The organism is Paenibacillus endoradicis (genome assembly GCF_024721975.1).
In genome coordinates, this window is the sequence record NZ_JANQBB010000004.1 from 462,003 (window position 1) to 476,822 (window position 14,820).

The following is a 14,820-nucleotide window of genomic DNA, read 5'->3' on the forward strand; positions in this document are numbered from 1 at the left end:
TATGCCAAGACGAAACAGTATTTTTATGAAGTTTCTTGCGATTATGTTAGCAGCCACGCTCATAATATCTATTGTGATTACTATAGCGACTTCACGTATTTCTGAACAATTATTATTGAAACAAATCACTCAAAATGCTTCTGTAAATATGGAGCTTGTTCGAGATGAGTTACTCAAATATAATGAGCAAATTGTCAATACGATGATTCGTATTAATAATAGTGATGCTTTTAAGCAATATTTAACGCAGCCAACAAAGTCAACGCTTGATCAATTGAATATTATTATGAATTTGGGTAGATATATTGATACGTATAAAGAGTATTTAAGCCCAGACCAAACGCATTTTATAGTCGCAGGGATCAGTGAAAATAAAGACCGTAATTTCTCAAGTAATGCATTGAAATGGGACCGTGTACCTTCTAATATTATTGATGATTATATGGTGAAAGATGGTCTGGTTCAACAAAAAATACTATATCATGGTAGTCAAAATCTCTTTGCTGATTCGGTACCTTACGAACGATATATATTTGCTACGAAGCCTTTAATGGATACATTTCAAAGGAAAATGTATGGATACACTATCGTTATTATGAATGAACAAACGATTTATGATATATATAATCCTTATTTATCAGATGGTGCGGAGATTTCTTTAGTGACATCAACTGGTTATGTAATGTCTAGTAGTGTACGCAATAACACGAATGTAGAACGTCCTGAATTACTTGAATATGCCCAGTTAGGAGCAAATCCAACTCAGTATGGCATAATGACTGAGAATGATATGACGTATATTTCATTTTATATTCCAGAATTCGATGCTTATTTACTGCAAGAAATAGATGGAAATATAGCTTTTGCTCCATTACACAAAATTGCATATCGTATTGCGGAAGTTGTTATCATCGTATTTCTTCTAATTATTATATCGGTCTATTTTATTACTCGTAAAATTACTAAGCCATTGTATGAACTTGTTGATACGATGCAAAATGCTAAGGTGGATTCTTTGCATAGCCATCCGATACAAGAGGGCGTAAGTTACGAAATTAAAGTAGTAACGAAAACGTACAATCATCTTGTGAAGGAAATTGATCGCTATACCAATCGCTTAATTGTCGAACAAAATGAGCGTCGTAAGGCGGATTTGAGTGCTCTGCAAATGCAAATTAACCCTCATTTTTTATATAACACACTTACTTCAATAAAATATTTAGCTAAAATGAATCGAATTGATGATGTGGATCGGACTATTACGAGTTTAAGTGCGATGTTACAAAATACGATCGGATCAACAGAAGATACGGTTACGGTAGATCAAGAAATAGAAAATTTGAAGCATTATGTGTATATCAATAAAATTCGCTATGGCGATCAAGTAGATGTGCTATTTGATATTCGCAATGACTGTAAGGAATTGTTTATCCCTAAATTAATTATTCAACCATTTGTTGAAAATGCTTTTTTCCATGCCTTTCCTGGTATGCGAAAAGGTACGATTCATATTTTCATTAGACAACAGGGTGATCGACTATTAATTGAAGTGTTAGATGATGGTGTCGGCGCACAAGAAAAGAAAGAACGTGTGAAGAAGCGTTCCGTATCTGGTATAGGAATTGATAATGTACATCATCGTATCGGACTACTCTATGGATCTAAATACGGCGTCGAGTTAGAAAGTGCAAGCGGATATGGTACAGCAGTCAAGATTAGTTTGCCAATTGTTCAAAACATTAACGTCGAACAATAAAACTTTTTAGTATATAATGATTGATGTTATCGAGGTAATTCATAGATTAACCTTTGAAATGGAATTAGTATGAAACTTAACAATAATAGATTAATTAATATAAAGTGGAGGTAATTATGAATTCTAGAACAGAGCAATTTTCAATGCCAGCGGAGTGGACAAACCACGAACGTACTTTTATATCTTGGCCGATTCAATCTTCAATGGTATACCCTGAAATGTACGCAGAAGTATGCGCAGCTTATGCTGAAATCATTACTGCAATGGCAGAATTCGAACCTGTAACTGTTGTTGTTAACGCTGCAGATGAACTAGCAGTAAAAGCTCAAGTAGGAACTAATCATAATTACGCAGTAGATTGCTTAGTCATTGAGCATAATGATGCTTGGTTACGTGATAATGGTCCCACTTTTGTTACAACTGCAGAAGGTAAGCTAGCAGGTGTGAATTGGGGCTTTAATGCATGGGGCGGCAAATATACGCCTTGGGATCTTGATGATGCTGTAGCACCGCAAATTATTGGACATGTTGCTGCAAAGCAATTTGATGCTCCACTAGTGATGGAAGGCGGTTCTATTCATGTGGATGGTGAAGGGACTTTACTAACAACAGAGGAATGTTTGTTAAATGTGAATCGTAATCCTGATCTATCTCGTGAGCAAATTTTTGAGCTTTTAAAGCAATATGTCAATATAGATGAAGTTATTTGGTTGAAAAATGGTTTAAGTGGCGATGAAACAGACGGTCATGTCGATAATATCGCATGCTTCGCTGCACCTGGAAAAGTTATTATGCAAGTTTGTTATGATCCAAGTGATGATAACTATGCGATTACACAAGAGAACCTTCAAATACTACGCGATACGGTAGATGCTAAAGGTCGTAAATTAGAAATTATTGAAATCGAGCAACCACCAGCAGTATACTTCGAGGATTCTCGATTGACATTAAGTTATTTGAACTTCTACTTTGTTAATGGTGGTATTATTCTACCTGTATTCGGTGGGACTGCAGAAGAAACGGATCGTAAAGCTATTGAAGTTTTGTCTTCATTGTACCCAGATCGTCGCATCCGTACGGTTAATGGGATGGGGGTTATACGTGAGGGTGGTAACGTCCATTGCACAACCCAACAACTCCCTAGTGTTCGCTAGTGATCACGATGATTATGCTGACGTAGCGTATTCGACGGCGAAGATGGCATTCATCGGAAGCCTGTGATACTCACGTACCAATGACGTACGCTCCGTTTCTCGGCTTTCCTAGCTTCATGCCATCTTCTTGGTGCTGACTACCGAACATTCGAGGAAGGTCTTTGATCGCTCGTGAGATCGCTGCGCTACTCACTATAGTCGGCTTCATGCCAACTATGTGAGGAGTGGGTTGTAGTTTTGAAATATTATGCTTTGGTGAAAATATAAAACAAGATAGATAGGAGAATTGCTATGAGAAATGTGAAAATAGCGGCTACGCAGATGAGCTGTGAGGCTACGCGTGAAGAAAATATTGCGAAGGCTGATCGCTTTGTGCGTGAAGCAGCGGCACAGGGTGCGCAAATTATTTTACTTCAAGAACTATTTGAGACTTATTATTTCTGCCAGAAGGAAAAGGCGGAATATTATGCTTATGCAACGGAGCTGGCGAAAAACCCTGCGATTTTGCACTTCCAACAAGTAGCGAAAGAGCTAAAGGTGGTATTGCCAATTAGCTATTATGAGAAGAAAAATAATGCTCGCTATAATTCGGTTGTCATTATTGATGCTGATGGTGAAATTCTTGGTCAATATCGTAAGAGTCATATTCCAGATGGTCCTGGCTATGAAGAGAAATTTTACTTCAATCCAGGTGATACAGGGTTTAAAGTATGGGATACAAAGTATGCGAAGATCGGAGTCGGCATTTGCTGGGATCAATGGTACCCTGAAGCAGCACGTTGCATGGCTTTGATGGGGGCAGAAATTCTATTCTACCCAACAGCGATTGGCTCTGAACCACAAGATGGTGACATTGATTCTAAAGATCACTGGCAAGTATGTATGCTTGGACATGCAGGTTCTAACCTAGTTCCTGTAGTAGCATCTAACCGTATCGGTGTGGAAAGTGATGAAGACTCTTCCATTACTTTCTATGGTTCTTCCTTTATCGCAGGTCCGCAAGGCAACAAAGTGGCGGAAGCTGGTCGATTCGAGGAAACGGTGCTTGTTGCAGAATTTGATCTTGATCAAATTGAAACGATGCGTATTGAATGGGGCATTTTCCGTGATCGTAGACCGGATCTATACAAGGTTATCGGTACCTACGATGGAGAGCAAACATTTCTGAAATAGTTATTTTTACAGAGCAGCCTCCCAGAAGCTACAACTACTGGGAGGCTGCTCCTTGTTATTAATGGTTAATAGTAATTTATTCATTTGAGCTGTCTCATCGGTTTTCAGCCGGAGAGACAGCTTTTTGGCGTTTTCCAAGGCATGTTCTGAACCTAAAGCGGATTTTTTGCGAACTCTCTAGGTGTTTGTGAAGTGAACTTTTTGAATACTCTACCGAAATAATTGAGGTCATTGTATCCAACCATAAGAGCGATTTCAGTTATCGACATCGTTCCTGTTAATAAATATTGCTTGGCCTCTTCTATACGTTTCTGGTTAATAAAATCAATGATTGTCTGATTCGTCTCTTGCAAAAATTTGCGAGAAAGATGAGCTGGATTCACATGCAATTCCGAGGCTATGCCTTTAAGGGATAATTCTCTTTCCAGATTAAATTGAATATAAGCAACAGCTTCTTTTACGATGGGGCCATACATAGAAGTTGAATATGTGTTAACGGCAGCACAATATTCCTCAAGAATAATTAACCTAAGTTTATTCAAATGGGGAAGATTCGGAGCACGTTCGATCATAATAGAAAATTTCTCGGAAATGTGATGAATATAGACAGGGTGAAGTCCGCCGCGCTCAGCTGCTATTCGACACAAGGTATTCAATGTGAAAAAAATGTTTTTTGTAGAGCGGAGCGGACTCTCAGGGATACGATCAGGCATGATGAATATATTCACAGTTCGTTTCATTAAATCCTGTAATTTATTGATATCACCATTCTCGATAAGATGCATAAGTTGTTTCTCAAGCTTGTATCGCATTTCAATAATCGTTTGATGTTCCTCGATGTTTTCTTTTAATTGTTCCTTATCCAGCTTGGCTGTGATGACCTCTGCAGTAATAAGTTGAGATTGTATCGGGGGATGCAATGAGAGCTGGACGAGAAGATTACCAATTTGATCAGAATCACTACTGCTTATCATAAGCAATGAAGTATAGAAGGCTTGAAGATGATTACGTTCGCTAATAGGAAGGTTGTTAATCATAATGACCTGACTAATCCAATCGGAGCTTGGGATATTAGTCAGAAATGGTCCGACGAGAAAATAACCATGAAGCTTCTCTTGCCGCCAATAGCCAACGGCAATGTATTCAAGACCATACGAATTTGTGTAATAGTAATAACTTTGCGGGGGGTTTGCCTGTATTACTTCTGCAATTGCGCTATACGTTTCAACCTGATGTTGAATTGTAATGGGTAAAGAGTGCTGAATAAGTTGGAAATGAACGACCCCATCAAGTCCAATAAACCGTGTATCCTGCTTAGTCACAGATTGAACAAGTGCACACGTATCGTGAAAATCTTCATATAAATTATCCATTTGAGAAGTCACTACCTTTGTTATAGGTTTCTATAATTTAATTATATTAAAGCAATTGTTTTTATAAATTGCAAATTTTGTGCGAGTAAGATCAAATATGTACGATTATTTTATGTGGGTTTGAAATATAATGAAACATGTAATCGCTTTCAAATAAAAGATGATGAAATAGATATAGAATATGGAGGGAAATGTAATGAGAACTATTAAAAACTTGAATAATGATTGGAAATTTTTAAAACAAAATGATGAGGTAGCACAAAATAATCAGTATGATGATTCCAATTGGGAACAAGTAAATGTTCCTCACACATGGAATGCAGTTGATGGAGCTAATGGTTATGATTTCTTTAAAGGTGCTTGTTGGTACAGAAAGTCAATCATAGTAGATACGCTAGCACAAGGGAATAAAGTTTTTATTGAATTTGAAGGCTCCAACAGCATTACAGATGTCTATGTGAATGGACAACATATGGGGCAGCATAGAGGTGGATACTCCACATTCCGATTCGATATTACTGATGTCGTACAGTTCGGTAGTGCAAATACGCTAGCTGTGAAAGTGGATAATACGGTAGTTGATGATGTGTATCCGCAGATGGCAGATTTCACGTTTTTCGGTGGAATTTATCGTAATGTAAACTTAGTAGTCGTAAACAATATGCACTTTGATCTAATGGATTATGGTTCGCAAGGTGTATACATCCAACAAGATAATGTGACGGATGAGCTAGCATCGCTTACGGTGAGATCTAATGTTGTTAACGACGGTACAGAAGATCAGAAAGTTCGCTTATGGGCGGATATCGTAGATGCAACTGGTAAAGTAGTCGCTTATGCAGCTAAGGAAGTTATGATTCAAGCAGGTGCTACTGAGATAGTAGAAATGCCTGTCAGCATCAAAAATCCAACGTTGTGGAACGGCAAGAAAAATCCATACTTGTACCAAGCTAATGTTTCATTGACTAGCTTCAACGATACGGTTGATTATTTATCGATACCTGTTGGGGTACGTTACTTCAAGGTTGATCCGCAGCAAGGATTCTTCCTTAATGGTGAACATCTTGCTCTAAATGGCGTGTCACGTCATCAGGATCGTAAAGATATGGGCTGGGCGATTACCCCTCAAGAGCAAGAAGAGGATATGGCATTGATTAAGGAAGTAGGAGCAACATCAATCAGGTTAGCTCATTATCAACATAATAGTTATTTCTACGATCTATGCGATCAAGAAGGGATGGTTATATGGGCAGAGATTCCATTCATCTCAGTCATGTCGAAAACCGAGCTAGAAGGTATTAATGCAAAGCAACAAATGACGGAGTTAATTAGACAGAACTACAATCATCCATCCATTATGTTCTGGGGTATTCAGAATGAAATTCAGATTGGCGGGGACACACCAGCGTTACGTAAGCTTGTATCTGAATTAAATGAACTAACGAAACAAGAGGATCCAACTAGGCTTTCAACTATGGCTAACGTCATGTTTGTACCAGATGAGGATAATTACAATACAGTAACCGACACACTTGGATATAACAAATATTATGGTTGGTATAACGGAGAAGCGCAAGATTTTGCAGGTTGGATCGATGGCTTCCATGAAAAAAATCCAACTGTAAATCTTGGTATTTCAGAATATGGGGCAGAAGGTATTATTCAATATCATACGAACGATCCCCAGGTTAAAGATTATACAGAGGAATACCATGCACTCTACCATGAAATCGTATGGGGCATCTTTAAAAAACGTCCGTTCCTATGGTCCACATATGTATGGAATATGTTTGACTTCGGTGCCAACATTCGTGATGAGGGTGGCGTGAAAGGTCGTAACAATAAAGGTTTAGTGACCTACGACCGCAAGATCAAGAAAGATGCCTTCTATATGTACAAAGCGAATTGGTCAGATGAGAAGTTCGTCCATATTACAAGCAAACGTTTCGTTGACCGCGTGGATGAAACAATCGGTGTTAAAGTCTATTCCAATTGTAGCTCCGTGACTTTGTTCGTAAATGGAGAGCAGCATTCTACAGTATCTAATGGGGATTGTGTATTCCAATTTGAACATATCGCCTTGCGTGATGGCCTCAACGAAATTTTGGTACGTGCGGATGAAGCAGGAGCAACATATGAAGATACAGCCTATTTTAACAAAGTGAATGAAGCGAACAAGAGCTACGAGGCGCCTGAGGCGAAAGGCGGAATTGTAGATAATTGGTTTGAAATGCCTGATACGACTGAAGTCGTTGTTGAAGAATTGGTCATTACTGACGATGTGTACTCTACAAAATGTACGATAGGATTCATTATGGAGAATGATGAAGCAAAGGCAGTGGTGATTGCACATTTGGGTGATTTCTCTGAACATCCTATGTTTCCAATGGCGCAAGGTATGTCATTCGATACCCTCTCAACATTGGCTGCTGAGGTCTTCACAGAGAAGGTATTGTACATGCTGAATAAAGATCTAACTAAGATTAAAAAAAACTAGGTAACATATGGCACCAAGTAGGCTCTGATGATTGAAATGCACCAGAGCCTACAAATAAGAATGTGCAATTAGGTCGTTGAGGGGGTCACATGATGAATCAACCAGGGATAACAACAGGTAATAAGGTAGGTTACGAACAGGCAGTCATAAATCGGAAATTTGGTATGCGAGACAAACTAGGTTATATGTTCGGTGATCTAGGCAATGACTTCTTCTTTATTCTAGTAAGCTCATTTTTGATGGTGTACTACACAGATATTTTTAACATAAGCGCTGCAGCAGTTGGAGTCATGTTCTTAATTGCCCGAATTTGGGACGCGCTGGCTGATGTTACTTGGGGGAGATTTATCGATTCAAGGAGAGCAAGCAAACATGGGAAGTTCAAGCCATGGATATTTAGAATGTCGTTTCCACTTGTGTTATCGGGTGTACTAATGTTCGTGCATATACCTGGAATGAGTAATAATTTCTATCTTATCTATGCTTTTATTACGTACCTCATATGGGGTACATTGTATAGTACTGTTAACATCCCTTATGGTTCAATGGCTTCAGTAATTACGGAAGACCCAGTTGAGCGGACGACATTATCTACGTTTAGAACAATGGGTGGGGTCATTGCTGGCATGTCCATTAATGTGCTTGGTCCTCTGATTCTCTTTGTAGATAATGAAGCAGATGCGAATCGTTTCTTATTAGGTGCCATAGCATTTGGTATGTTATCTTTAACAAGCTATATGGCGTGTTATAAGATGTCGACAGAGCGTAAAGTTCTGGGTGCAGATGTGCCCCTCGTGAAGACGAAGTTAAGTACGACGATTAAAGGACTCGCGAAGAACAAACCGTTATTATCCATTCTTTCGGCATCGCTTCTCTTTATGATGTTGAATATGTTGTTAGGTGCAGTCAATGTGTACCTGTTCAAAAATTATTTCGGCAATGCATCGGCATTGAGTATAGCTGGTTTAATACAAATAGTCAGTATGATTGTTGCGATTCCTTTGACGAAGCCGTTGGTCAAACGTTTCGGGAAAAAAGAAACCGCTTCCATTGGTATGCTGTTAGCTGGTATTGTATATTTGGTTCTCTTCTTCCTACCCGGTCTATCTGCAATGTCATTTATATTAATTACAGCAATTGGCGTATTCGGATATGGTTTTTTCAACATCGTCGTATGGGCTTTCGTAACAGATGTGATCGATTATCATGAATATTTGACAGGGCTACGTGAAGATGGAACAGTGTATTCCGTCTACTCCTTCGCCCGTAAAGTAGGGCAAGCAATTGCTGGTGGTATTGGTGGGTTTGCCATACAGGCTGTTGGCTATGAGTCTGGTAAGGCGGTCCAGACAGATCAAGCGTTGGATGGCATATTTACTCTAAGTACGTTGGTGCCTGGTCTTGTATTTATTGTTATATTCCTTGTACTAGTATTCACTTATCCGCTGAACAAACAACGGACCAATCAGCTTGTTACGGATCTAGCGAATAGGAGAAGTGAGAAATAACAATAGGAGTTCCGACAGAAAAGTGCTTGAGATTTGAGAACTCTAAATAATAAGTACAAATGATGTACAACAACCTCAGTTCCCTACAGGGATTGGGGTTGTTGTGCATTGGACACAAAGATAAGAGAGTTGAGTGATTGGCTACAGGAGCTATGCTGCTAAAGCTTTGAAATAATGATAAATCTTCTGTTGCTTTTGTGCATGTTTGCCTTTTGAACTTTCAGAGAAACCAAATTCAAAGAATTTTACTTTCTTAATACCAACGAAATTAAACAATGCTTTTCTCATTAATATTTTGTGAGAATTATTTAACCATAGCAGAGGATATAAAGTAGGACCTTTCATGGTCGAGATACAAACAACTGATTTACCCTTTAGAAGCCCTTCTGCCAATAATCCCTTCGTATCACGATATGCAAACTCTGAAGCAAACATCTGATCAATATATCCAAGCAACATTGCTGGTGGACGACCCCACCAAATCGGATATACTAAGACGATTTTATTCGCCCACAGTATTTGCTCTCTATATTTCTCTAGATTAGGGTCTTTATGCATATCTCTTCGACGATGCTGAGCATCAAAGAAAAGTACGGGATTGAACTTTTCTTCGTAGAGATCTAAGACACGAACCTCTTTAATTAGATCATTCTCCTGGGCACCCTTCATTACTTCTTCAAAAAGTGAATAATTATAACTTTGATGATTCGGATGAGTATATATAACGAGCAAATTCATTTCGATACAACCCCTTTAGTTATCAATTGATAATTAAAATGTATCATATGGATAAATTAGTTGTCAATTAATAATTGTTTTTTAATAATGAATTTGCTATGTTGTCTTAAGGGGTGATCCTATGGACAAGTACTCATTGTTTAAACAATTAATTCCGTTTATATCTTCGGTACATCAAATATCGCATGATATGGCGAAAGATGTGAAGTCCGATCATATTACACCAGTACAATATAAAATTATGGAGTATTTAGCGGTAAGTCCACCTGCATTACTAAGTGATATTAGTGATTGCATGAAAATGTCTATGCCGAATACAAGTCGTGAGCTGAAGAAATTAACAGAGCAACAACTCGTTCATAAAGTAGTGGATGAGAATGATCGCCGCAAATACTATATCCATCTTACAGAGCAAGGAACGAAAATGATGGATGAGGCTTTTGCACAAATATATGTTGAATTTAGTGCAAGAATTGCAGATCTTTCTGATGCTGACTTAGAAGCGGTTGAGAATTCCCTTCATACGCTCCATTCTAAAGTCTTTTATACTCAAACTTAAGTCAAATTATTTTATAAGGAAAAAAAGAGATTTCTACAAGGGCTAAGCGCCTCACAGAAATCTCTTAGTTCAATGTATCGAACGAGATACCATTCATTTAATAAACGATTAAGCATCAATAGTAGCTTCGCTGCTTTCAGCTTCTGCGTTTTTCTTTTTACTAGACCATGGGGTCCCAAGTAATGGAAGTGCCCAACGGTCAAGACCATACCAACCAGCGTTTTTCCATGCTAGTACTAACCAAGTTGCTAGTATGAATAATACAGGGTTAGAACTTACTGTACCCGCTAACAGGAAGCTTACGTTCATTAGTCCACCACAGAATGCAGCAATACCAGTAAGTAGACCAACAATTAGCCCCAGTCCTACAAGTACTTCACCAAATGCAACGACATATGAAAATAATTTCGCATTGGGAATAACAAAGTTTTCAATGAAAGTGGCATACCAAGAAGTTACGTCTTTTCCTTCTGCAGCTTTAGCTAGTGCACCACCCATAAATCCTTTAATGGCAGTACCAGCATTTTCTCCAACCCAATTTTCATTATTAATTTTGCCCCAGCCTGCAGTGATCCAAGAATAACCAACATACAGTCTAACAACTAACCAAAACCAGCCTGCTTGTGTACTACTGAATAGAAAACGAGATACTGGATTTTCGGGAATGATAACAGCTTTACTCATTATAATCTCCTCCATGAATCGTTGTAATTGTTCTTCTTGTTAATATCTACACTATAAATGAGTAAGGAATATACAGTAAGTGATTTTTCTCACAATTGTGGAAAATAGTTGGAAAGTTGTATGTTAGGAAAAATGAAAAGTATGGGCATATTTGTGTTATAATTTCTATATCATCAATCGGATGGAAGGTTAATGCTATGGTTGAAACAAATAAGAAGTATTGTATAAGCTGTGGCCAAGAGAAGCCGATTAGTGATTTCTTAAGGCGGACAGGTCGCCGAGAAAGTCAGAATAGTCGTCGTGGAACTTGTAAGCGTTGTAGACAAGCGGGAACTTCGTTGGCAGGTCGCGGACATGTTGCAGAAACACTATCCTTCTCAGTCCCTCATAATACTGGGAGAGCTAAGTGGACAAGGAAGAAAAGACAGCCAGCTTCTTACCATCGTCAATCACCGAATAGTGAAAATAGCATTGTTCGAGCTGATGATATTAGACCAACTTCGCGTGGTGTTGTAAGGATGCGAGGGAGATCAGATACAGGTCGTAGATGGTATGAAGAGATTGATCCGCCGCAAGCTAAAGTATTAGTTAAAGAAGGTGCAGCGATTATCATTAATCCATACACGATTCGTATGGTCTATAGTAACAAAGAATTTCGACGGTTTATTCTAATGCGAGATCATCAGACTTGCCATTATTGTGGTGAAAGTGGAGATACGATCGATCATCTATTACCACGTGCCAAAGGTGGTTATACGACACCTGCCAATTGCGTATGTGCATGTCTTACCTGCAATCAGCAGAAGGGGAATCTCACAACAGAACAATTTATGAATTACTTATTAATGCAATCTAAAGATACTGTGGAAGTATGACTCTATTTACCGTTGTTAAATAACAATGTGGTGTAGAGTCTTTTTTTATTGCAAAAACATACATATATATTGATAATAATTATCAATGTCGCTATAATTGGTTGGGAAGCTCATTTGTAGCTGGAATTCAAGATGAAGCAATAGGAGGTGCACAAGTAGTGTTTGAGGGATCGACAAGAAAGAAGTCAGCTATGATTGGGATCGCAGGCGTCGTACTGGTCCTCTCTGCACTTTTTGCTATTGGTATAGGCAGTGTAAGCGTTAATCCTATTGTTACCCTGCAAACCTTGCTTGGAAACGGTGACGAGACTAGTTCAGTTATATTGTTGGACATTCGTGTACCGCGAGTTATACTAGCATTAATTGTAGGAGCAAATCTAGCAATTTCAGGTGCACTTTTGCAAGCCGTTGTACAAAATCCTTTGGCAGATCCAGGAGTTACTGGTGTATCAAGTGGAGCAGCCACCGCTGCACTATTTATTATGCTAGTTATGCCACAATCAAGTTTCTTTGTTCCGGTAGCTGCTATCGCTGGAGGTTTGATTGCTGCCGCTATGGTATATGCAATGGCATGGCAACGTTCTATAGGCTTTCAGCCTGTAAGAATCATTTTGTCAGGTGTCGCAGTTAATGCGATATTTGGTGGATTAATGGGTTTACTACAATTACTTTATAGTGATCGATTGCCTGCTGCTGTTCAATGGATGAATGGTAGTTTGGCAGGAAAAGACATGGGTGATGTGTGGTTTATATTACCTTATTCGGTTGCAGGATGGATTTTTGCGCTATTATGTATACGCAAAATTAATATACTACGTCTAGGTGAACAGACAGCGCATAATTTGGGGCAGAATATGAATCGCGTTCGTCTAATTCTATCAGTATTGGCTGTATTTCTTGCAGCGATTTCTGTATCAATGGTAGGGTTGGTAGGTTTCGTAGGACTAGTCGTTCCCCATATATCACGTATGCTGATTGGCTCAGACTTTAGATTTAGTTTACCATTTAGCATTTTGCTAGGTGCAATCATGCTCCTCATTGCAGATATGATTGGTCGTTCCCTATTTGGAGCGATTCAAATACCTGCAGGAATTGTTATGGCGATGATTGGCGGTCCATACTTCTTGTATCTTATGCGGAAGGGTGGAGCGTAAGTATGCTATCGATTAAAGATATTGCAATCAATTATTCGGATAAACAGATTATTAAAAATGTATCATTGCAAGTGAACGACGGCGAAATCGTATCGATTATTGGCCCAAACGGAACTGGTAAATCTACTATACTTAAAGCAATTTCTAAGCGAATTAACGTAGCAAGTGGCGAGATTACGTTCGATCATCAAGCGTTAACAGATATGTCGATTAAAGATATATCTAAGTTAATGTGTATGGTTTCTCAATCTAACACAAGCCCTCAGGATATGACGGTTGGAGAGTTAGTTAGTTATGGACGTTTGCCTTATAAAAAATGGTATGAACGGATGACCGCAGAGGATACCGAAATTGTTCAATGGGCACTAGAACAAACTCATATGGAAAAGTATCGCGACAGATTAGTATATCGATTATCTGGTGGTGAGGCGCAGCGTGCTTGGATTGCGATGGCATTAGCACAAAAGCCTCGTATATTATTACTTGATGAGCCGACCACGTATCTAGATATTGCACATCAGCTTGAAGTCCTTGAGCTAGTGAAACGACTGAATGCTGAGCTAGGTATTACGGTGATCATGGTCTTACATGATCTGAACCATGCCGCTTCGTACAGTGATAAAATTTGTGTCATTAACGATGGCGTAGTAAGAGCGTATGGTGCTCCAAGAGAAATCATCACAACGGGATTAATTCGTGATGTATATGGTGTTGAATCTGAAATTGATTTATACAATCAAGTACCCCGAATTCATATAATAAAAAAAAGTAACGTGAGGAAGAGTGATAAAGTTATGATGAATATTAAACCGATGGATTTGAATGTATTGAAAGAGAACTATCAACAATTAGTGGGTGGAATGAAATCTATTTTCCTAAGTACAATTGGCTTAGATGGTAGTCCGTTTTTATCTTATGCACCATTCGTTGAGCATGAAGGTAAAGTATATATCTACCTTAGCCGTATTGCAGAGCATTTCCAAAACATGGAAAATAATCCTACAGTTGATGTTATGTTAGTAGCTGATGAATCTGCTACTAAAAACATTTTTGCTCGTGAGCGTGCACGCTTTAAAGGTCAAGCTGCAAACGTTGGTAACGAAGGTTTTGAAGATGTATTTGCGAAATTTGAAGAAAAATTTGGTGCGCCAACATTTAAAATGCTTCGTACTTTAGATTTCTCATTATTCGAGCTTACACTAGCTAATGGCCGTTATGTTATTGGTTTTGGTCAAGCGTTCGATGTTGACTTTGCTGGCGAACATTTCGATCATGTTAATCGTGATGCACATGGTCAAGATGTAAGACCTGGAAGACCAGAAAGTAAATAATTAATTTGTGGTTTTAGG

13 protein-coding genes are annotated in these 14,820 nt (G+C 38.6%); 9 read left to right on the top strand and 4 right to left on the bottom strand.

Going from position 1 to position 14,820, the window contains the following annotated elements:
- Nucleotide 1 precedes the first annotated feature (1 nt).
- Both NV377_RS16085 and NV377_RS16090 read left to right on the top strand, forming a co-directional pair.
- The gene (locus tag NV377_RS16085) at nucleotides 2–1,756 is read left to right on the top strand and encodes a sensor histidine kinase (protein ID WP_258201805.1); all 1,755 of its coding nucleotides are present in this window, start codon (nucleotides 2–4) and stop codon (nucleotides 1,754–1,756) included.
- 116 nt (nucleotides 1,757–1,872) lie between these two features.
- Nucleotides 1,873–2,910 (top strand): agmatine deiminase family protein, encoded by a 1,038-nt coding sequence (locus tag NV377_RS16090; protein WP_258201806.1) that lies wholly within the window; start codon nucleotides 1,873–1,875, stop codon nucleotides 2,908–2,910.
- Between the two features lie 70 nt (nucleotides 2,911–2,980).
- Here the strand turns inward: NV377_RS16090 and NV377_RS16095 are convergent, their stop codons facing one another.
- Nucleotides 2,981–3,103 carry a hypothetical protein gene (locus NV377_RS16095; RefSeq protein WP_258201807.1) on the bottom strand — a complete coding sequence of 41 codons (123 nt, stop codon included), beginning with the start codon at nucleotides 3,101–3,103 and terminating at the stop codon, nucleotides 2,981–2,983.
- A gap of 98 nt (nucleotides 3,104–3,201) precedes the next feature.
- Here NV377_RS16095 and aguB point away from each other — a divergent pair, with 98 nt between their 5' ends.
- Nucleotides 3,202–4,083: an N-carbamoylputrescine amidase gene (aguB, locus tag NV377_RS16100; protein ID WP_258201808.1), complete on the top strand. Its 882-nt coding sequence runs from the start codon at nucleotides 3,202–3,204 to the stop codon at nucleotides 4,081–4,083.
- A gap of 152 nt (nucleotides 4,084–4,235) precedes the next feature.
- Here aguB and NV377_RS16105 read toward each other — a convergent pair whose 3' ends face one another.
- Nucleotides 4,236–5,456 (bottom strand): helix-turn-helix transcriptional regulator, encoded by a 1,221-nt coding sequence (locus NV377_RS16105; RefSeq protein WP_258201809.1) that lies wholly within the window; start codon nucleotides 5,454–5,456, stop codon nucleotides 4,236–4,238.
- Nucleotides 5,457–5,652: 196 nt separating this feature from the next.
- Between NV377_RS16105 and NV377_RS16110 the strand changes: the two genes are divergently transcribed.
- Nucleotides 5,653–7,953 carry a glycoside hydrolase family 2 protein gene (locus NV377_RS16110; RefSeq protein ID WP_258201810.1) on the top strand — a complete coding sequence of 767 codons (2,301 nt, stop codon included), beginning with the start codon at nucleotides 5,653–5,655 and terminating at the stop codon, nucleotides 7,951–7,953.
- A 92-nt stretch (nucleotides 7,954–8,045) separates the two neighbouring features.
- On the top strand, nucleotides 8,046–9,461 hold the full coding sequence (locus tag NV377_RS16115) for an MFS transporter (protein WP_258201882.1): 1,416 nt from the start codon (nucleotides 8,046–8,048) through the stop codon (nucleotides 9,459–9,461).
- 150 nt (nucleotides 9,462–9,611) lie between these two features.
- Here NV377_RS16115 and NV377_RS16120 read toward each other — a convergent pair whose 3' ends face one another.
- Nucleotides 9,612–10,199 (bottom strand): NAD(P)H-dependent oxidoreductase, encoded by a 588-nt coding sequence (locus NV377_RS16120; RefSeq protein ID WP_258201811.1) that lies wholly within the window; start codon nucleotides 10,197–10,199, stop codon nucleotides 9,612–9,614.
- A gap of 121 nt (nucleotides 10,200–10,320) precedes the next feature.
- Here NV377_RS16120 and NV377_RS16125 point away from each other — a divergent pair, with 121 nt between their 5' ends.
- Nucleotides 10,321–10,758 (top strand): MarR family winged helix-turn-helix transcriptional regulator, encoded by a 438-nt coding sequence (locus tag NV377_RS16125; RefSeq protein ID WP_258201812.1) that lies wholly within the window; start codon nucleotides 10,321–10,323, stop codon nucleotides 10,756–10,758.
- Between the two features lie 108 nt (nucleotides 10,759–10,866).
- On the opposite strand, the gene NV377_RS16130 is transcribed toward NV377_RS16125, so the two are convergent.
- On the bottom strand, nucleotides 10,867–11,442 hold the full coding sequence (locus NV377_RS16130; RefSeq protein WP_258201813.1) for a DoxX family protein: 576 nt from the start codon (nucleotides 11,440–11,442) through the stop codon (nucleotides 10,867–10,869).
- A gap of 197 nt (nucleotides 11,443–11,639) precedes the next feature.
- On the opposite strand from NV377_RS16130, the gene NV377_RS16135 reads away from it, so the two are divergent.
- The 3 genes from NV377_RS16135 (at nucleotide 11,640) to NV377_RS25800 (ending at nucleotide 14,802) form a co-directional block, all read left to right on the top strand.
- Nucleotides 11,640–12,317, top strand: a complete 678-nt coding sequence (locus tag NV377_RS16135; protein WP_258201814.1) for an HNH endonuclease — start codon at nucleotides 11,640–11,642, stop codon at nucleotides 12,315–12,317.
- A 158-nt stretch (nucleotides 12,318–12,475) separates the two neighbouring features.
- A complete protein-coding gene (locus tag NV377_RS16140; protein WP_258201815.1) occupies nucleotides 12,476–13,471 on the top strand; it encodes a FecCD family ABC transporter permease in 996 nt (331 codons plus the stop codon).
- Nucleotides 13,472–13,473: 2 nt separating this feature from the next.
- Nucleotides 13,474–14,802, top strand: a complete 1,329-nt coding sequence (locus tag NV377_RS25800; RefSeq protein WP_308860149.1) for an ATP-binding cassette domain-containing protein — start codon at nucleotides 13,474–13,476, stop codon at nucleotides 14,800–14,802.
- Nucleotides 14,803–14,820: the final 18 nt, after the last annotated feature.